We start from the raw sequence: 19,596 nt of genomic DNA on the forward strand, positions 1-19,596 counted from the left end.
TGAACCTCTTGCACGAACGGGGCGATGGGCTGTGAGATGGTTGAGCAAATCGAGGGCCGGCCCTCCTGGGACCGCGGGTGCGCCGCTTCCGGATTAAACGAGAGTGTCCCGCCTGGGCTGGGGCGGGACACCACACCGCAGAAACAGACATCACGCCAGTTCGCGGATCGGCTGCGCGTCGGCGTCGATGGGGAAGTGCGGGCGGCCGTTCGCGTCGTACTCGCGCACCGCGTTGGGGTCCAGGCCCAGGTTCTTGTAGAGCGTCGCGAAGATCTCCTGGTGCGTCACCGGGCGCGACGCGGCGCGCTCCGCGAGCCGGTTCGACGAACCGATCACCTGCCCCATCTTCATCCCGCCACCGGCGAGCAGCGCGCAACTGAGTTGCGGCCAGTGGTCGCGGCTCGCCATGTTGTTGAGCTTCGGCGTGCGGCCGAACTCGCCCCACACGATCACCGAAACGTCCTTGTCCATTCCGCGGTCGTACAGGTCTTCGATCAGCGCGGTCACGGCGCGGTCGAGGAGCGGGAAGTCCTTGCGCGCCTGAACGAAGTTCTTGCCGTCCCCACCGTGCCAGTCCCAGCGCGTGAAGTTCATCGTCACCACGCGGGCGCCGGCCTCCACGAGGCGCCGGGCCACGCAGAAGTTCCGCACCATGCGCGGGGCGCCGTCGCGCTCGAACGCGGGGTCGTCCACGCCGTAGCGCTCCAGCACCTTGGGGTTCTCTTTCGAGAGGTCCACCGCGTCCTTCAGCTTCGACGACGTGAGGATGTCGAGCGCCTGCCGGTTGAACGAGTCCATCCCGTCCATCGTGCCCTTCGCGTCGATCTTGCGGTCGAGGTCGTCGAACCCCTTCAACAGACCCACACGGTCGTTGAGCCGGTCGAGGCTCACGCCCTTGAGCGTGAGGTTGTCCGACTTCATGCCGGTCTCGCGCCCGCCGACGAGGTGGAACGGCGCGTGCTGGACCCCGAGGAACCCGCCGTCGCCGTGGTACCCCCAGCGCTTCTCGCCGCACGGATACATGAGCGACACGTTCGCTGGCACCGCGGGATCGGCCGGTCCCTGCGACTTCGACACCCACGACCCGAACGACGGCCAGTGCCCCTGGTTCGCCGGGGTCCGCGGGCGCCCGGTCATACACTGGTAGGCGTCGTGGTCGCCGGAGCTGCCCACGAGCGAGCGGATGATCGTGAACTTGTCCATCATCTGCGCGATGCGCGGGAACAGTTCGCAGATCTGGATGCCGGTCACCTTCGTCTGGATCGGGTTGAACTCGCCGCGAACCTCGACCGGCGCGTCCGGCTTCAGATCCCACATGTCCAGGTGCGGCGGGCCGCCGGGCAGGTAGATGTTGATGACCGACTTGTGCGAGGTCGTGATGCCGGTTTTGGCTTCGGCCGCGAGCAGGTGCGGCAGCGCGAGGCACCCGCCGAACAGCGTGCCACCGGCCGTAAGGAAGTCGCGCCGGTTGAGGCCGTCACAAAATCCGCCGCGTGCGTGCGGCTCGCCAAAGAGAGAAAGCATAGGCAGCACCTTCGGCAACGCAGGGCAATAGTGGTGGGAGCCGACTAAACAGGCAGGTACAATATTTTTCGCCGAATTCCCGTTCTGTGTCCAGCAGAATCAGCGTAAAGCACTGTCGCACCTCCTCATGGAAGCTTCATAATGTGCCCGGGACGAGGCTCTGCGGAATACACGATAGAAAACCTCCGCCTTCTCACCGACGTCGAATTGGTCCGTCAGCACCCCGGAATGTACATAGGCAGCACCAATTCACGCGGGTTGCATGAACTCCTTTTCAGTCTGGTTACGGACTCACTCCACGAGATGATGCGAGCGAGTGGGCGCACGTTGAGTGTCACCCTTCACGCAGATAATTCCGTCGCAATCGTCGACGACAGAGACCCGGTCTTCGAGGAACCTTCACTCGAATCCGTATTCACTCAGTGGCACGGACACGGTCCCGACACGGACGGGCGGTATCGGGGAGCGTACCTGACTGCGAACGCCCTCTCCGCGGAACTGAACGTCCGCGTGCGGACCGACGGAAGCGTCTACCAACACACGTTCCGGCGCGGCGTCACACACGCGGTGTTACAAAGTGGCGGGCCACCCAACGACCGCGGACTAACGATCCGCTTCCGCCCCGACCCGCTCATCTTCGGCGAGTTGCAATTCGATAGCGAAATGATCCGCGACATGCTCCGGCAGCACGCATTCCTGCATAGCGGCGTGCGCATCTCGTTCACCGACGAATCAGGCGGTGCGCACGACGAGTTCGAGTTCGCCGATGGCATCCGAGCCTACGTGCAGTTGCTGAACACCACCCGCACGCCGATTCACCCGGACGTAATCGTGATTCGCGGGGAGCAGACCGGTATCGATTACGAAGCCGGCCTGCAGTGGTGCGAGGAAGATGAGATTTGCACGTCTTTTGCGAACGACTACTACCTACCGACGGGTGGGACTCACGTTCATGGGACGCGCACGGGCGTGACAAAAGCAATCAATCACTTCATCCGTACACGAATGATCGGGGAACGGCCCGTGAAAGGTGATGATGCACGCGCCGGGTTAACGGCTATTGTCTCGGTGCGGTTGGAAGCCCCCATCTTTATCAGTGCCGCACGAACGAACCTGGGGAATCCCGAAGCTGAACTCGTTCTCGCATCGGGCGTGGAACGGGAACTACTCCGCCACTTTGAAGTCAATCCCGAGGTCGCCGAGCGCGTCGTTCGCCACGCGATTCTGGAGCGGGATCTTCGCGAAGCTGCGCACGCAGCGCGAAAAAGTCTACGACTCAAGAAGCGACCTCGGTAATCACTTCCCGGGTCGAGTCCCAGCACTCCGGCAGTCGATCGGCCCGTGCCCTCGCGCAACAAAGCCAATGTAGCCCCAAGGCTAATCGCCGCGCCGAGCGCCACGCAGGGGTCGGTTGACGTACAAATACGCGCGGAGACGGTGCGTAACACGACGGGTCACCATGATCGCCACCAGCATTCTCGACCGAATTGGCAACACGCCGCTCGTGCGGCTCGATCGGGTCGCACGCGGACTACCGGTTCCCGTTTACGGCAAGGCGGAGTTCCTCAACCCCGGCGGCAGCGTGAAGGACCGCCTTGCGCTCGCACTGGTCACCGACGCCGAGCGCCGCGGGGTGCTCCGTCCGGGGATGACACTAGTCGAAGCGACCGCGGGCAACACGGGCGTCGGGTTGGCACTGGTGGCAGCGCACCGCGGGTACAAACTCGCGTGCGTGATGCCGGAGAAGATGTCGGTCGATAAGCGTGCCGCGCTCGCGGCTCTGGGCGCGGAAGTAATCATCACCGCGAACGCGCCGCCCACCGATCCGCGAAACTTTCGGCGCGTGGCTGAGAGTCTGGCGACCGAACGGGGCTGGTTCCTAACTGACCAGTTTGGCAATCCGGCGAACACACGCATCCACGAACAGACCACCGGACCAGAGATCGTTGCGCAGTTGGGTGCGCAGCTCGGTGCGTTCGTGTGCGGCGTCGGAACGGGAGGAACTATTACCGGAGTCGGGCGGCATCTCAAAACTCACGCACCGGGCGCGAAAATCGTCTTAGCCGATCCTATCGGGTCGCGTTTGGCTCACCTTGTTGATCCTCATCATCCGGACCACGACGCGAGTTACAAAGTTGAAGGGATCGGCGGCAGTGAAGCGCCCGCGATACTCGACCTTAGCGTCATAGACGGGGCCGAACGAGTCAGCGATGAGGAGTCATTCGCGATGACAAAACGCTTGATTTCCGAGGAAGGATTGCTCGTCGGTGGGTCTTCGGGAACGGCTGTTGTAGCCGCACTTCGGGTCGCGGCACGCGGGGACGTATCGGGGCCGGTGGTAGCGGTCCTGGCGGATTCGTGGGATCGTTACTTCTCGGCTGCGTGGTTTCGCGCACACGAGTGATGTAGCAAAATCGGACAGTTGAGAAGCGAGCTTCCTGATATGGGAGCTGAGCTGCGCAATAAAGAAGTGTCGAGGCGATGTTAGACGAGCCTAACCGAGCAAAACGAGACGCAAAGAACGCAAAAACGGCCAGGAAATGTACAGAACGACCAATAGTTAGCCAAAATGGGGCCGGAAAAAGAAAGTGGGCGGGATAAACCGCCGTGGATCGTCGCCCATTCAATCCACGTTAGTTATCCCGCCCACCAATGTTTATGCACTCGGTGTGCCAATCGCGAAATTCTTTACCGCGCGGCCCTAACTCCCCCCGCGCTTGGCCTCGAGTTCCTGCCACCGCGTGAAGAGTTTCTCCACCACAGCTTGTGCCTCTTCGAGCGCCTTGCACGCCGCGGTGAGTGCGACGTGGTTACTGCCCGCGTTCGCGACCTCTTGTTCGCGCGCCGCGACCGCTTCCTCCGCGGTGACAATCGCGGCCTCGATCCCGTCCCACTCCTGCTGCTCCTTGAAGCTCAGTTTCTTCGGCTTCGCGGCCGGCGGTGCGGGCGCCTTCTTCACCGGCGCGACGGGCGCCGGCTTCGCCGCTTCGGTCGCGCGCTCAAAGGACGTCAGCCACTGACCGACGCTACCGTACTTCGCGGACCCGCCCAGCCCGTCGAGGCCGATCACTTCGGTACACAGCCGATCCATGAGGTCGCGGTCGTGAGTTACGAGGATCACCGCCCCGGGGAACTCTTCGAGACTGTCTTCCAGGGCTTCGAGCGACGGGATGTCGAGGTCGTTCGTCGGTTCGTCGAGCAGGAGCAGGTCCGCGGGCTTCAGCATGAGTTGAGCGATCCGCACCCGCGCCCGTTCGCCCCCGGAGAGCGCGCTCATTTCGACATCGAGTTGGTCCGGGCGAAACAGGAACCGTTGCGCCCACCCGCCGACGTGGAGTTGTCGCCCGTTGAACGTCACCATGTCGCTGTTCGGGCTGAGAGCGGTGCGAAGTGGCACGGAAAGATCGAGCGTCGAGCGCCCCTGCTCGAACATCACCACGCGCAACCCGTCCGCGCGCGTCACCATTCCCTGGTCCGATTCGATTTCGCCCGCGAGCGCCTTCAGCAGCGTACTTTTGCCGCTCCCGTTCGGCCCCAGGAGTCCGAGCCGCGTGCCCGGGCTGACGATCAGGTCCAGTCCACTAAAGAGCGGGCGCCCGCCGAGAGCCTTGCCGATGCCGGTCGCCGTGAGAAGTTTCTTCGTCTGCCGACCGGTTCCGGCGAAGTCGATCGCCGCCGTTCCCGCCGCTGCGGTGCGGTAGTTCAGTTCGGCGAGTTCGTCGCGGCGCGCAGCAGCTTCACCGATGCGCGAGCGCGACTTCTTCCGCTGGGCGGATTCCTTACGCCCGAGCCACTCGGTTTCGCGCCGGACCTGGTTGGCAACCGCATCGCGCTGCCGCGCCTGCGCTTCAAGGAACGCATCGCGCTTGTCGGCAAAGTCGTCGAACGCGCCCGCGACCCGGAACGCGCCCCCGGGGTACACGCGGCTCACTTCCAGAATCTCATCGGACACGGCCCGGAGGAACGCGCGATCGTGGGTGGCCACGAGGTACGCGAACGGTGCCGCACGCAGGAGGCGCTCGAGCCACACCACGCCGGGCAGGTCGAGGTGGTTCGTCGGTTCGTCCATGAGGAGCAGGTCGGGTTCGCGCACCAGTTCGCGCGCGATCGAGAGGCGCTTGCGCCACCCGCCCGAGAGCGTATCGGCGCGCACGTCGAAGTCCTCGAACCCGACCTGAGTGAGCGTGATCGCGGTGCGCGTTTCGCGCTCGTGGTCCTCAAGGTTCTCGCCCACAAGGGCCGCCATCAGAACGTCGTGCGCGCTCTGCCCCGGTTCAAAGATGTCGTCCTGCGTGAGGTACCCGACGCGCACACCCCGGCGCGCGGTTCGCGTTCCACTATCGGGAACTTCGATCCCGGCGAGGATCTTCAAGAGCGTCGATTTCCCCGCTCCGTTGGGACCGATCAGCCCGACGCGCTCGCCCGCGCGGAGTTCGACCGAAAGCCCCTCGAACAGCGGTCGCGGGCCGTAGCTCTTACTCAATTCTTGCGCGGACAGCAGCAACGACATGATTCGTTCCGGGAGGTCGGGGCGCGAACAATCCAGTTTTCTTACGGTTCGCGACCGCCCCACGCAACGAAGTTGTGCCCCCGGAACGTGCCTCACGCCTTCACGAGTCGGAAGATGGTGATTTCGGGGCGCACGTTGAACCGCACCCGGAGCAGGTGCCCCAACCCGCGGTTGATGTACAGCGAGCGCCCGTCCCCGAGGTCGAACGCCCCCGACGTATAGCGCTGGTTCGACACGGGAAGTAGCGGTGGAGCCAGAAACGGCGGTTTGCACTGCCCGCCGTGCGTGTGCCCGGAGAGAATCCAACCCCGGTACCGGCCCCAATCCACGGGGGAATCCACGGCATCGGGGTTGTGGCACAACACCACGGCCGGTTCGTCGGCGGTCAACGTTGGGAGCACGGCCGCGGGGCGAAAGTTCGGCCCCCATTTGTCGTCCACACCAACGATGCGAAGCCCCGCGACGACTTGGCTCGCGTTCCGCAACACGGTGACGCCCGCGTCCGTCAGTCGGCGCACGAGCTGGTCCGCGATCCGCGAATCGGACCAGCGCTCGCCGTAATCGTGGTTCCCCAGCACCGCGAACGTGCCCAGCGGCGGTGCGGCGAGTGACTCGAAGACGCGCGCGACTTCCTCAATGCGTTCCGGGCTTGCCTGACTCATGAAATCGCCCGTAACAGCCACCAGATCGGGCTGAAGGGCGGACAGTTCCCGTAAGCACGCGGAGAGGTAGTCCGAATCGACTCGCGGGCACACGTGAAGATCGCTCACCTGCGCCAGCGTCTTGCCGTCCAGCTCCGGTGGCAAGTTACGGACCGGCATCTCGCGCCGCACGACCGTGACCAAATGCGGCTCGATGCGCCAGGTCCATACTCCGACGCCCAGCGCCGCGGCGCCGAGTCCTAATGCGAACCGGCGGCGCGTCAATCGAACCTTCATGGGCGCTCCATCGCAATTCGGACCAAGAACGACCGCTCGATTTGTGCCGCCAGAAGACGGCTCATCCTACCCACGTGCTGAGAACGCGCACAACTGCGACACGGCGTCGGCCGAACCGTCGCGGAGCCAGCCGTCGAGTTGCGCCGGGTCTTTGAGCTGCTGCCCGCGCACCCGCGGGACCGCTACGAACCCGCAGTCCACACCGTCCACCGCGGTCATATCGCCCCACAGTTTCTCGAACTGGCACACCGGGTACACGTCCTCGTGCCCGTGCCCCCAGCGTTTCTTCACGTCCTTCAGTGTCACGTAGGTCGGCAGCCGCGTCGCCATCTGGTTCACGGCAGCCCCCACTCGCGCGGTATCGCTCAGATCATTCCGCGTAAGGCCGAAGAAGTTCAGGAGGCCGTCGATGTCCACCCAGGTCGTCAGCGAGTTGTAGTAGGTGAGCATGAACTCTTCTTCTTCGCGGGGCATCGCCAGCCCTTCGAGAATCCGCACCCGGCCGTTCACGCGCGCCAGCCCGCCCCCTCGATCTTCGAGCCGCCGACCGATCGCCTCGAACGTGAGCTGCCGACCCGATTCGAGGTGCAGCCCCAGGATCGCGGGATCGAGGTCGGCACCGAGCGTGTCCACGTTGTGAACGAGCAGCGTTTTCAGTTGCGGGCGCTCGGCGAGTAAGTCGCGCAGCACACCATTGCGCAGTAAATTGGGCACCTCGTACCAGTGGCCGACCGGGTGCAGGCACTGGAGCGGTTCGTTATCGGTATAGTCCGCCCCCTCCCCCGCCCCGCGCGCCCAACCGATCAACGCGGCGTGGGCGCTTTCGCGCACGCGCTGTTTGCGCTCGTCGAGTACCTGATGTGCAGTTTCTTCCCACGCAAACCGCAAGTCGCGCTCCATCGGAACGAGCCGCAACCCCACCGACAACCCGCGTGAGAGTCGCACCGGTCCCTGATAGCCGTAAGATCGATTCGCTTCCAGGTGAGCGACGATCGGCTCGTGCGTGAGGTAGCCCGTAGTGAAGACGTGCGGTACGGCCGCGCCGAACGTGTTCGAGATGCGCTGACTCTTCGCGAGGTGGATTTCGAGGAACGTGCGGTGGTGCCCGCCGAGCCGCGCGAACGGGTGCAGCGCCTTCACTACGCCCGCGCCCTGGGTCCACCGGCTACCCGCGCCGGCCGCCAGCGTCACCACCGCGACCTCGCCTGCCGCCAGTGCCGCACGTCCGCGTGCCTCATGTGCCGCACTCAAGCCCGCACGCGCATCGACCACGTCGCCCGCCCGCACGTCCTCCACCACGGTCGAAGCCGGGAGCCGGTTCAGCGCGAGGCCGATCAGTCCGCGGCGCAGGTCGGTCCGGATGCGCTCGTGCTGCTCGCGGTCGAAGCCGTTCGCGGCGAGCAGCTCGGCGATGTTCCCGCTCCTGGTGGGCGAATTCGGCGCGCTGGGCAACATGCGGTCAAAGAGTGATTCCACCAGCCCGGACAGGTCCGGGTTCCGGCGGGCGGCCTGCCCCACGCGGTCGAGTTCCACGCGCCGGGACGCGGGCACGGAACGCGGGTCTTCGCGCAACCAGCGCGGCACCAGGAGCGCGTAGTACCCGCGCGGCAACAGGGCCTCATCGAGCGGTAGTAGATCGGCGGTGGTGCCGTTCGGATTGATCGCGAAATCGTAAACGACCGGCTCCATCGCGAACGGCAGGCTCGTTCGCAGCGCGTTCCGCAAGCGGCTCATTTCGGCACGCAGATAGGTTTGTGCTTCGCGCTTGCGGTTCGGCGCGACCATAAACCCCATCCCGCCGCCGGACATCCCCCCGAGCATCCAGAAGCCCCAGAAATCCGCCCCAAACTGCGCCCGCGCGGACGCGATCAGCGCCTCCGTGAAGGCGTTCGTCGCGGCCGGTATGACCGTTTGGATCGGCCCCGCGAAGTTCCGCGTCGTGGCGCCACCGAGCTGTTTCACGTCGCCACTTTGCAGGTGCCCCGCGATCTCGTCGAAGATCCCGAGCGCCTCCTGGCGCGCGGCCCACTCGCGCTCTTCGCGCAACAGGTACTTCTCGGTGACCATCTCCAGAACCGGACCGACGTTTTGGGCCATCCCGCCGTGAACGAGTACCAGACTGTCTTCGAGGTGCTGGCGCGCTTCGGGCGACACGCGATCCGGACCGAGAACCGTGTGGCGCGGAAGCAGCCGCCCGCGACTGACACCGAACTCCGGATCGCCCTCGGCCGAAAAAGTGCCTTCAATGAGCTTAATACCGGGCCAAACACCGCCCGAATCCTGCCACCCACCACCGGACCCGCCGATCCACTCGCCCAGAATCGCGCGAGCCGCGACGAGCCGGCGCTCGGACTCGGTCAGCCCGCCGGTCAGTGCCTTCGCTTGCCCGGTCGCGCGCATGCACACCGCAATCAGTGCGGCGAGCAGGTTCGTCGACACCGCGAGCCGCGACCCCTTCGGGATGTCGTTCACGACGCTCACGAGTTCGATGCCCAGCCCCGGCCCGACCAGCGCTTCGAGTACCTGTTTCAACTCCTGACGCACACCTTCCAGCCCGGGCGGAATCAAACCCGACGCGATCACCGCGGCCTTCAGCAGCCCCAAGTAGTCGCGCGCGAAGTCGAACACCTCGGCGAGCGATTTCACGTCAGCGGCGGCATCCAGATCGACGCTGACGAGGCGCAGGACCGGCTCGTCGATCACGCGGAAGTACACCTCGATGGGCGGGCGCGGGTGCGCGTCGCGCCCGTTCACCCCGAGGTCGATCGACACGTTCAGCACGCGCGCGCCTTCGGGGTAGTCCATTCCGAGGAAAAAGATGTCGCTCCAGCACGAGTGCGAGAGGTCCATTCGCACGGGCGTCCGCTCGCGCAACACGGGGAACGCACCGCCCGGGGTCGCCCGCGTGCGCAATTCGGGGCGCACACGCAGCGGGTGCTCGTCCGCGGAACCGGTGCGGAACATCCAACGGTTCCCTGCCGCCCCGCGGACGCTGGCGCGCACCTGATCTGCCAGCGTTTGGAACGCGAGCGCGTGGTGCGCCACGGCCAGCGCGCTACAAACGGGGTCACTCGGCCCGCTAGCCTGTTCTTCCGCGCGGAACAGGCGCACGGCCTCATCGAAGCGTCGGGCCAACAGGCGCTCGACGCCGGCGTAGGGGATGCGCCCGCTGGTCGGGAGTTCCGGGCGCGCGGGCAGGTGGAACCGGTCGATCGCGTAGAGGAAGAACAGCGCGCGCACGCGATCGTAGAGGTTCGCGCTGGCGCGCCGGAACCGGTCGAGCGCGTCGCGCTCCGCGAGCAGTTCGCGGTAGCTCAGTTTGCGACACGCGACCGCCAGCGGCGTGTTGCGCACGACAGGATCGGAGGACGTGATGATGTCGAGGAGCATACTGGTCCGTGCAAGAGAGTGGTCGCCCAAGTCTTCAGGCGCCTCATCATTCAGAGTGGGCGCTGTTCCGCTGCGCGAGCAAGTCGACGATTTGAGCCAGGATCTTCTCGCGGTCCACGCCGTCGAGGGCCAGCGCGAGTTGTGCCGTCAGTAGTCCATACTTCAGCCCGATGTTGTGGCGCTGGCCTGCTACTTCGAGTGCGAGATAGCGCTCGCGGCGGGCGAGTTCGGCCAATGTCGACGACAGATCAAGCGGCCGCCCGCCACGGTCCAGAGCCGCTTGTTCAGCGAGGATCTCCATGACCAGCGGCGTGAACACGTGAATGCCGAAAAAGCACAGGTAGAAACCGGCTCGCACTCCGGGCACAGAGAGTACCTGTTCGGCTTCGCTGGGGGTGGGCTTTTCAAGAACGTGCTGGATCTCGTAGAGGTCCGGGCGCTGCGGTACCCGGCGCCCGCCCACGGTCCCGTAGAACCGCAGCACGCTCTCGCGCGTGGGCTGCACCGCGGATACCGCGCACCCTTCTGCTCGCGCCAGGTCCGCCACTTGCCGCGCGGACCGCGTCGCGCCGCGGGCGACGTACAGGTGGTCACTGACGAGGTGAAGGAACGGTTGCCCGGCGGTGAACTGGCGCGCGAGCAGCACCGCGTGGCCGTACCCCAACGGTTCAGGTTGTGTGACGAACGTAAGGAGCGGCGCGTGCGCCCCGGCCGCGGCGCGGTACGTCGGTTCGTCACCGGGTGCGATCACCAGGCAGACGGCCTCGGCCCCGGCACCCACGACTTCGTCGAGGATGATTTCCAGGGCCTTTTTCTCGACGCCGTCCCGGTCGACCAGCGATTGAGCGGGTAGCCCGCGCTGCCCGCGCCCGGCGGTGGTAATAACCGCCTTGGTGATTTTCATCGTACCGCACTCATCGAATGAAGAAACGCCCGCGACGGGTAGGAATAGGCACCGGGAACTGAGAAAGAAAGGGCCGCGCGACATGCGATCGGAAACAGGTTGCGCCGCTTGCGGTAAGGGAACTGCTCGAACCGTTTGCTCCCGCGTCGCGTAGATGAACTAATTCGATGCGCGAGGGCACCCGATGGGAGACTTGCGGCCGATTAACGTGATTGTGTTCGGTCTGATGGGACTATTCGTCGCGGTCCTGATCGTTACCGGGATCGCCAAAGCACGACGCGGGGACGCGCACGCCAGTCGCGAACTGGAGCGCATCCCGCGCGTCATGACGGCGGAAGCCGATCGAACTCTTACTGACTGGTTCCGAAATATGGACCGGGACGCCGACGGGAAACTGACCCGAGCCGAGTTCCTGGGGACCGACGAACAGTTCAAGCGAATTGATACCGACGGTAACGGCGAGATCTCACCTACCGAGGCCCGCGCCGCGGACGAATGGTTCCGCAAGTCGGTGCCAAACTAAATCACTTTCCAGATTGGCTCGTTCGGTACCGCGCTTACCGGTTCCAGCATGGGGATTATTCCCACTCAGGCGGCGAGCGTAAGCCCCGGCAGTCGGGTCTCTTGGATGAACGCTCTCAGCAGGTCCGGTCGGTGCCTCGCCGCGATCAGTTCATCGACCACATGATCCCAGAGTTCCTGTTTGTCGTTGGCCGCCGGGTTCGCCAATCGACCATACTTCGTCCACCCCCAGACGCCCTCATCCGGGTTCAACTCGGGGACGTAATCGGGGAAGTCCTCTACTACCACGCACGGATGTTTCGCTAGGTTGGCAATTAAGCGGGAAATGCTCTGCTTGAACGACACACAGGCGAAGGTTGTGCGGGAAGCGCCGGTCGGTGCTCCTGTCGGTCCGCTCGTGGTGGCGCTCGGCACCGGGCGCCGACAAGGGGAACTGCTCGCACTCACTTGGGACGACGTGGACCTGAAGAACGGCACGCCGACCGTCCGCCGTAGCCTCGCTCAAACGAAGGGCGGATTCATCACGAAGGAACCCGAGACGGCCGCTTCCCGGCGGACGCTGACCGTGCCCGGTTTCGTTGTGGAGACGCTGACCAAGTTGAAGGCGGTAAGACTCAAAGCCTTGGACAAGCCGGTATTTTGCACCCGCGACGGTGGCTATTTGTGCAAGAAGAACGTCATGCGGGCGTTCCGGGGCGTCGTGGCGAAGGCGAACAAGGCGCTCCAAGCCACCGCTGAAGGAATCAATCTCACAGAGACCGCGGCGAACAGCGAGGGCGGGGTAAAACTAATCCCGGAGAAGGTCCGGTTCCACGACCTACGGCATTCGGTGGCGAGTTTGCTATTGTCCACGGGCCACTCGCTCAAGGCTGTGAGCCAACAGCTTGGACACGCCAACCCAACGATGACGCTTCGAGTGTACGCCCGCACGATGCCCAACGACGACGCGAAGTTGGTGGAAGGGCTGGCCCAGATAATGGCCTAAAAGCCCACTTTTTTTCGATTGGCTACAGTTGGGGCTTGATTTGGTGAGTGTCAGAAAGCGACAAGGGCCGCAACCCATTTGGATTGCGGCCCTTGTGTTGAGTGCGCGTTACTGGACTTGAACCAGTGACCCCCACAATGTCAATGTGGTACTCTAGCCAACTGAGCTAAACGCGCATTTACTGAGATTTCCAAGTTTTCGTTGCGGTTCAGGACGGTTGAGAAGGCGTCCTTTACATCCGTCAACCTCTGGAGCCTTAGTCGTTTGTTGTCGCAAACGGCTACCAACACACCCACGCCCCGGAGCAGAGTGTCGACGTGTCTAAAAAGGATTCTACACCCGCACCATCCGACGACAAGCCTCCGAAACCGAACAAGTCGTACCCGGATTTTCCGCTCTTCCCCCATGCCGCCGGGGTGTTGGCGAAGAAGATTCGTGGCAAGATGCACTACTTCGGTTCGTGGGACGATCCCGACGGCGCCTTCAAGAAGTGCCTCGCGGAGCGGGACGCGCTTCACTCGGGCCGCAAGCCGTGGGAGAGCGTCGAGGGGGACACCGTCAAAACGCTCTGCAACGACTTCCTGAACGCGAAGCAGGTGCTCGTTGATTCGGGCGAGCAGACCCGCCGCTCGTGGCAGAATTACAAAGAAACGTCCGAGATGGTGGTGCCTGCTCAGTCTTGTGCGCACTGATGGAGGTCCGGTCCGGTAAGGGATTAGGTCGTTGGGTTGGCATCTCCCCTCACTGGTTGGAACAGTCATGGACGACCTGAGCCGGTTCAATTGCCTCAACTCCGATTGTCCCAACCAGGGCAAACATCACAGGAACCTAACGGTGCCGCCCCGTTACGGACCGAACAAGACCCGCGTGCTCCGGTGCCCCACGTGCACGGCCCGGTTCTCCGAGCGCACGGGCACGTCCCTGTTCGACGCCCGGCTCCCGGCCCAGAAGGTGGTCGCGGTTCTGGCTCATGTGGCCGAAGGGGTCGGAACCCGCAAGACCGCGCGACTCGTCGGGGCCTACACGAACACGGTCACCTGGTACATCCGACGGGCCGGCGAACACGCCCACGATTTACGCGACGAGCTCGTTGCATTTTCCCCCGACGCCCCGTGAAGTGCAGTTCGACGAGAAGTGGGGATTCGTCGCCAAGAAGCAGAAGAACTGCGATCCGGATGGCGGCACGTGTGGGAACGGCTGGGACCACGTGGCCCTGGACCCCGAGACCCAGTTGGTCGTGAGTTCGGTGGTCGGCAAGCGAACCGCGGGCGCGACGCATGCGCTGGTGGGTGACGTCCACCGGCGGGCGTGTGATGTGACCGAGAACCTCGGACTAGCACCCGGTGTGCACCTCGGTGGTCTGGGGCACATACGGTCAGCAGGTGACGTCACCGCGGACTGGGCGCCCCCGGGCGCCCGCGCAAAGAACACACGGTGGTGCCGCCGGGGGCACGTCTGCGACCGTGCGCAAGGAGCGAGAGAACAACCGGGTGGTGGCCATGAGCACCCGCGTGGTATTCGAAACCGCCGTGGCGGTGGCGGCGGCACTGGTGGGGTCGACGGTCAGCCACGCGGTGAACACGTGCTTTGTCGAGCGGCATAACGGAACGGCTCGGAACCGGTGCCGCCGCAAGGCACGCAAGGGCTATGCGTTCTCGAAGGACTGGGACGTGCATCGTACCGCGACCGTGTTCCGTTACTTCAGCTACAACTTATGCTGGCCCGCTCGCACCCTGCGCGTCAAAGGCGATGATTGCCGGTACCGAAAACGACCCCCGGCGATGCCGCCGGGCTCACCGATCACGTGTGGTCGCTCGCCGAGTGGCTCGCATTCCCCGCCGTACAGCGCATATAGGACGCCACCCGATTACTCGGTTGAAGTGGCAGTCAAATTAACAGCCCCACAGCTCACTTAATACGGCACAAACGCAAGCCACGCGGCCCCGACCACAAATGTAATCAGCGTGACCGGGGTACCGACCCGACAGTAGTCCCAGAACCCGATTGTAACGCCCTCCTTCCGCGCCTGTTCGACCACAATCAGGTTCGCCACCGAGCCGAGGATCGTCAGGTTCCCCGCGAACGTGCTTGATAGAGCCAGGGCTAGCCACGCGGTCTCGCGCACCGCGTCCGGCATGGCCCCTACGACCGGCTTGAACAGGAGTACGGCCGGGACGTTCGAGACCACGTTCGACAGGACCGCCGAAAGCCCGGAAAGCGCCCACACCGGATCGGCCCGGCCCGCCCATTCGTCGACCCCGCTCACCGCGAGCACGTGGACCTCGAAGGCCCGCACCACAACGAACAGTCCCGCGAACATGAGGAGCAGGCTCCAGTCGATGTGTGCGTACACCTTCGCGGGGTTCACGCGATCGAGGAGCAACACGGCCGCGGCCCCGAGCGCGACAACGGCCATCGGTAGCCCGGCGAAGAACAGCCCGACCGCCGCGATCGTGACGAGCAAACTCTTCGCGAGCAGCGCGGTGTGACGTTTCCCGTTGGGCACGCGGTCACCATTTCCGTTCGGCTTCGTTTCTAGTGACGCAGCTTTCCTGAGAACCTTTCGATAGGCGACCAGCGTGACGACGTAGCCAATCGCCAGACCAATGAGGGCCGGAGGAGCGAGTTTGGCGGCGAACCGCAGGTACGAGATGCCCGACAGCCCCCCGATAATCATGTTCTGCGGGTTCCCGGTGAGGGTCGCTGCCGAGCCGAGGTTACTCGCCACCGCGAGACCCACCAAGTGCGGGCGCGGGTCCAGTCCCAGGTGCCGCGTGAGGTGCAACACCAGGGGCGTTAGCGCCAGGCACACTACATCATTGACGAGGATTGCCGAGAGGGTACCGGACAGGAGCATCGTGACCGCGAGCAACCCACTCGGCGACTTCACGCGCCCCAGCGCGAGTCCAGCGAGCCGGGCGAAGAAACCGGCCCTCCGCAGGAACGCGACGACCACCATCATCCCCAGGAGCAGCGCGATCGTCGCGAAATCGACCGCCCGGACCGCGTCCTCGAACGACAGCAGACCGCACGCGAGAACACCGGCGGCACCGACCAGCGATACCCCGGCCCGGTCGGTACGTAGCCCCGGCAACCGGCCCAGGGCCAATCCCAGGTAGGTCAGCCCGAACCAGAACAGCGTCAGCCCAAATGTCGTTCCTGACACAAAGCCTCCGAGCACAGAAAGCAGTTGATGTCGCGACGTCGGTACAGCGACCAGCGAACCGAGCGCAAACTCGATCTCCTCAACGACCGCTAAACGATCGCGAAGATAGTTATCAACTTGCTCGATGTGAAAGAAACGAGGAATCGAGATGTGCGATGGATGCCGTGTTATGCACGGATGTGCAGTAAGTACGTAAAAAATCCCCCCTGAGTCTTTCGACTCAGGGGGGATTAGTATATCTCGGCAAGTCGGTAGTGATAGCTGGTCGGTGCGGGTGATATGGGATTCGCCACGCTGCTCAAGGCGTGCGATCCGGTACTTGTTAACATCCTTAGAAAGGAGGTGATCCAACCGCAGGTTCCCCTACGGTTACCTTGTTACGACTTAGTCCCAATCAGAAAGTCCGGCGTCGGCCGCGGCAAAGCGGACTTCGGCCGTCCCTCCCTTTCGTGGCTTGACGGGCGGTGTGTACAAGGCTCAGGAACACATTCACCGCGGTGTTGCTGACCCGCGATTACTAGCGATTCCGGCTTCACGTAGGCGAGTTGCAGCCTACGATCTGAACTGGGGTGCAATTTTTGTGATTGGCTCCTGCTCGCGCAGTCGCTTCACTTTGTGTGCACCATTGTAGCACGTGTGCAGCCCTGGACATAAAGGCCATGAGGACTTGACGTCATCCCCGCCTTCCTCCGGTTTAACACCGGCAGTCCCTCTAGAGTGCTCCTTGCGGGTGGCAACTAAAGGTAAGGGTTTCGCTCGTTATGGGACTTAACCCGACATCTCACGACACGAGCTGACGACAGCCATGCAGCACCTGTACTCGGCTCCCTCTTGCGAGGTTCGTTACCGTTTCCGGCTCCTACTACCGAGCGCTTTCGCACATGTCAAGTCCAGGATAAGGTTCTTCGCGTAGCCTCGAATTAAGCCACATGCTCCACCGCTTGTGTGAGCCCCCGTCAATTTCTTTGAGTTTCAGCCTTGCGACCATACTCCCCAGGCGGGGTACTTAGCATTTTAACTTCGACAGTAAGCTCATATCTAGCCTACTATCTAGTACCCATCGTTTAGGGCTAGGACTACCGGGGTATCTAATCCCGTTTGCTCCCCTAGCTTTCGCGCCTCAGCGTCAGAAGAGGTCCAGCACGCCGCCTTCGCCACCGGAGTTCCTGTAGATATCAACGCATTTCACCGCTCCACCTACAGTTCCGCATGCCCCTACCTCCCTCGAGGCCGTCAGTATCTGAGGCAGTTCCACGGTTGAGCCGCGGGATTTCACCCCAGACTTGACAGCCCGCCTACGCGCCCTTTAAGCCCAGTGATTCCGAACAACGTTCGCACGGTTCGTCTTACCGCGGCTGCTGGCACGAACTTAGCCCGTGCTTATTTTTGGGATAGATCACACCTTGCGGCTTTTCTCCCCCACTAAAGAGCTTTACAACCCGAAGGCCTTCATCGCTCACGCGGCGTCGCTCGGTCAGGCTTGCGCCCATTGCCGAAGATCCTCGACTGCAGCCACCCGTAGGTGTCTCGCCAGTGTCTCAGTGCGAGTGGCGCGGGTCGTGCTCTCACACCCGCTAGACATCTTCGCCTTGGTAAGCCGTTACCTTACCAACTAGCTAATATCACATGGGCCCCTCTGAGGGCGATAAATCTTTGGTCTCACGACGTCATCCGGTATTACCCACCATCTCTGATGGCTATCCCGAACCCAAAGGTAGGTTACCCATGCCTTACTGCCCCTTACGCCGGTTCCCCCTTGCGGGATTCCCCCGACTTGCATGCCTAATCCACGCCGCCAACGTTCGTTCTGAGCCAGAATCAAACCCTTCAAGTTTTTATTACACCACGGCACTCTCGCGCCGCGGTTCTTGTTGAGTTCAACACTTGCCGTTGTTCGGTCATCAACTCAAAAGACTTTGACCGGTCTGGCACCAATCACCAACCCTTGCGGGCCAGCAATTGGCTCCTTACTTGGTCAGAGATCCGGGTCGATGCCGATTCAACGACAACAACCCGCACCTCTCAGCTATCGCTACCGACTTGTCAAAGATCGTTCGTTGCTTCGCGTGACTCGTTCCAGTCTTGCGACTTTCATCTCGTCTTCGCGTCGCGTTCACCACCGCGGTGCAGTGGTAACGGAATGATAAGAGCGAGCCCGAGGGGTGTCAACCGGGCGGCAAAAAAAATTGGGAAAGCGTCCCAGAACCCTGCTTTTCCAAGGGTTTCCGGTGGTTGCGAGATGAGTCTAGCCAGAACCAGAGCGACTTACGCCACAGCGGACAATCGTTCTGGGCGGTTCTGACCAAGGGTTGGGGAGCAACCAACTCCCGCCCGGCGATTGATTACGTGCCCATACTTTCCGTGAGAACCATCAACCATCGAAAAAAGACCGACACAAGCTTCTAGCACTCACCGAAGCCGCGTCTCAACGAAATACTGCTCGGGATTTACCGTTCCTACTGCGTGGTTGCTACTTAATACGCTTATTCCAGCCTTAGCGCCCACTTGCCGACTTGTGCGGTGGCAACTTTCACAGTTTCCAAACACAGAGACAGCAAATACATCGAGACGCGGATCGGGAAACGCCAGAGCGAAGTCTCAGAGGATCAAAGCTTCTTCAGTTCTCAGAAACATGACTTGCGGCTCACGAAATTTCGCACCTGATTTGACGCAATATCGTAAATGACGAAATTTCGCGTCCACTATTCGACCTGATAAATTACTTCAACTTCATACAAATTCGCAACTTGTATCGACATTTGTGTTTTGGCATGTGCCCTGCTTAAGAACTTCTTGCCGCATCTTCGGAAGCGTTCCGCAATCCAAGCAGGTAGGAGGAACCTCAAATGGCAGCGTCTATCCGGTGTCACTGTCAGGGGAACCCCGAGTGCAAGCTCTGCTTCGGGAAGAAGTTTTACCCCTACCAGCCCGGCCCCCGTGGTTGGATGCCGTTCCGTTGCCCGACGTGCCAAGGCGCTCGCAATCTTCCCGGTTCACCGAGCGTAGAGACGCCCTGCTTTACTTGCGCGGGAGCCGGGGGAATTGATCCGGCCAACCCACCATATGCGAAGGGCTGGTGGGGTGCGTTGCGTGTTGGTTGGAAGGCGTTTTTCGGTGGCGGGTAACCGGCCTCGTGCAAGAGGCGACGCCCAAAGACGGATTTCAGTGCAAAAGTAAGGGCAAGATCGCATGAGGGTGATCGCGCCCGAGAGGGTCATTTCTTCTTGACGTAGACCGCCACGCCGTACCCGGAACCGGCGGTTGTTTTGAAGCCAGTCGGGCGCCCCTTTTTCGGATCGTGTTGTACGCAGACCCACAACTTCCCGTCTTCCAATTTGTAGATTGCCTTCCGCTCGAAATCTTTACCGAGCATGTCCATCAGTTTTGGTGCCTTCGACGGGTCGAGCACGAGCTTCACTTCTGACGTGTGCGTTGCCGCTCCTCGCTTGAACGTGTTGGTCGCCTTGTCCCCCTCCACCACCAGCGTCCGATCCAGCTTCTCTTTCGGAGTCACCACGCCGTTCAGTTCCTCCGACTCCGCTACCCACGAACCTTTAAGCGCCTTCAGTTCTGTTTCGGGTGTCGGGTCAGCTCCGTACCCAGCCGCACACATTGCCAAAACCACTGCGCTGGTCGCCCACTTCATTGTCACGCCCT

At 62.8% G+C, this 19,596-nt stretch carries 14 protein-coding genes, 1 tRNA gene and 1 rRNA gene; 6 read left to right on the plus strand and 10 right to left on the minus strand.

Annotation, left to right across the window (positions count from 1 at the left end; all coding sequences use genetic code 11):
* Positions 1 to 150: 150 nt before the first annotated feature.
* Positions 151 to 1,524 carry a DUF1501 domain-containing protein gene (locus VT84_RS22315; protein ID WP_052552175.1) on the minus strand — a complete coding sequence of 458 codons (1,374 nt, stop codon included), beginning with the start codon at positions 1,522 to 1,524 and terminating at the stop codon, positions 151 to 153.
* 327 nt (positions 1,525 to 1,851) lie between these two features.
* Between VT84_RS22315 and VT84_RS22320 the strand changes: the two genes are divergently transcribed.
* Both VT84_RS22320 and VT84_RS22325 read left to right on the plus strand, forming a co-directional pair.
* Positions 1,852 to 2,820: a hypothetical protein gene (locus VT84_RS22320; RefSeq protein WP_162271808.1), complete on the plus strand. Its 969-nt coding sequence runs from the start codon at positions 1,852 to 1,854 to the stop codon at positions 2,818 to 2,820.
* Between the two features lie 163 nt (positions 2,821 to 2,983).
* Positions 2,984 to 3,928, plus strand: a complete 945-nt coding sequence (locus VT84_RS22325) for a PLP-dependent cysteine synthase family protein (protein WP_082841038.1) — start codon at positions 2,984 to 2,986, stop codon at positions 3,926 to 3,928.
* 297 nt (positions 3,929 to 4,225) lie between these two features.
* Here VT84_RS22325 and VT84_RS22330 read toward each other — a convergent pair whose 3' ends face one another.
* From VT84_RS22330 to VT84_RS22345, 4 genes are all read right to left on the minus strand, one after another.
* Positions 4,226 to 6,034: an ABC-F family ATP-binding cassette domain-containing protein gene (locus VT84_RS22330; protein ID WP_082841039.1), complete on the minus strand. Its 1,809-nt coding sequence runs from the start codon at positions 6,032 to 6,034 to the stop codon at positions 4,226 to 4,228.
* A 92-nt stretch (positions 6,035 to 6,126) separates the two neighbouring features.
* Positions 6,127 to 6,972, minus strand: coding sequence for a metallophosphoesterase (locus VT84_RS22335; RefSeq protein WP_082841040.1), 846 nt, complete (start codon positions 6,970 to 6,972; stop codon positions 6,127 to 6,129).
* A 66-nt stretch (positions 6,973 to 7,038) separates the two neighbouring features.
* Positions 7,039 to 10,362 (minus strand): UTP--glucose-1-phosphate uridylyltransferase, encoded by a 3,324-nt coding sequence (locus tag VT84_RS22340; RefSeq protein ID WP_082841041.1) that lies wholly within the window; start codon positions 10,360 to 10,362, stop codon positions 7,039 to 7,041.
* Positions 10,363 to 10,408: 46 nt separating this feature from the next.
* Entirely contained in the window at positions 10,409 to 11,266 is an 858-nt protein-coding gene (locus VT84_RS22345; protein ID WP_052552187.1) for a sugar phosphate nucleotidyltransferase, read from the minus strand.
* A 184-nt stretch (positions 11,267 to 11,450) separates the two neighbouring features.
* On the opposite strand from VT84_RS22345, the gene VT84_RS22350 reads away from it, so the two are divergent.
* A complete protein-coding gene (locus VT84_RS22350; RefSeq protein ID WP_082841042.1) occupies positions 11,451 to 11,789 on the plus strand; it encodes a hypothetical protein in 339 nt (112 codons plus the stop codon).
* 65 nt (positions 11,790 to 11,854) lie between these two features.
* On the opposite strand, the gene VT84_RS22355 is transcribed toward VT84_RS22350, so the two are convergent.
* Positions 11,855 to 12,076 carry a hypothetical protein gene (locus VT84_RS22355; RefSeq protein ID WP_052552191.1) on the minus strand — a complete coding sequence of 74 codons (222 nt, stop codon included), beginning with the start codon at positions 12,074 to 12,076 and terminating at the stop codon, positions 11,855 to 11,857.
* A gap of 37 nt (positions 12,077 to 12,113) precedes the next feature.
* Between VT84_RS22355 and VT84_RS22360 the strand changes: the two genes are divergently transcribed.
* Positions 12,114 to 12,773 (plus strand): site-specific integrase, encoded by a 660-nt coding sequence (locus tag VT84_RS22360; protein WP_082841043.1) that lies wholly within the window; start codon positions 12,114 to 12,116, stop codon positions 12,771 to 12,773.
* Positions 12,774 to 12,875: 102 nt separating this feature from the next.
* Here VT84_RS22360 and VT84_RS22365 read toward each other — a convergent pair.
* Positions 12,876 to 12,949, minus strand: a tRNA-Val gene (locus VT84_RS22365).
* Between the two features lie 141 nt (positions 12,950 to 13,090).
* Here VT84_RS22365 and VT84_RS22370 point away from each other — a divergent pair.
* Together VT84_RS22370 and VT84_RS22375 are read left to right on the plus strand one after the other, a co-directional pair.
* Positions 13,091 to 13,465 carry a hypothetical protein gene (locus VT84_RS22370; protein ID WP_082841044.1) on the plus strand — a complete coding sequence of 125 codons (375 nt, stop codon included), beginning with the start codon at positions 13,091 to 13,093 and terminating at the stop codon, positions 13,463 to 13,465.
* A 142-nt stretch (positions 13,466 to 13,607) separates the two neighbouring features.
* Positions 13,608 to 13,889, plus strand: coding sequence for a hypothetical protein (locus VT84_RS22375; RefSeq protein ID WP_239465440.1), 282 nt, complete (start codon positions 13,608 to 13,610; stop codon positions 13,887 to 13,889).
* A gap of 796 nt (positions 13,890 to 14,685) precedes the next feature.
* Here the strand turns inward: VT84_RS22375 and VT84_RS22385 are convergent.
* From VT84_RS22385 to VT84_RS22395, 3 genes are all read right to left on the minus strand, one after another.
* Positions 14,686 to 15,939 (minus strand): anion transporter, encoded by a 1,254-nt coding sequence (locus tag VT84_RS22385; RefSeq protein ID WP_082841046.1) that lies wholly within the window; start codon positions 15,937 to 15,939, stop codon positions 14,686 to 14,688.
* Between the two features lie 335 nt (positions 15,940 to 16,274).
* Positions 16,275 to 17,773 (minus strand): 16S ribosomal RNA (locus VT84_RS22390).
* A gap of 1,380 nt (positions 17,774 to 19,153) precedes the next feature.
* Positions 19,154 to 19,585 (minus strand): TIGR03067 domain-containing protein, encoded by a 432-nt coding sequence (locus VT84_RS22395; protein WP_052552288.1) that lies wholly within the window; start codon positions 19,583 to 19,585, stop codon positions 19,154 to 19,156.
* Between the last annotated feature and the right edge of the window lie 11 nt (positions 19,586 to 19,596).

The organism is Gemmata sp. SH-PL17, from assembly GCF_001610855.1.
Lineage (GTDB): Bacteria > Planctomycetota > Planctomycetia > Gemmatales > Gemmataceae > Gemmata > Gemmata massiliana.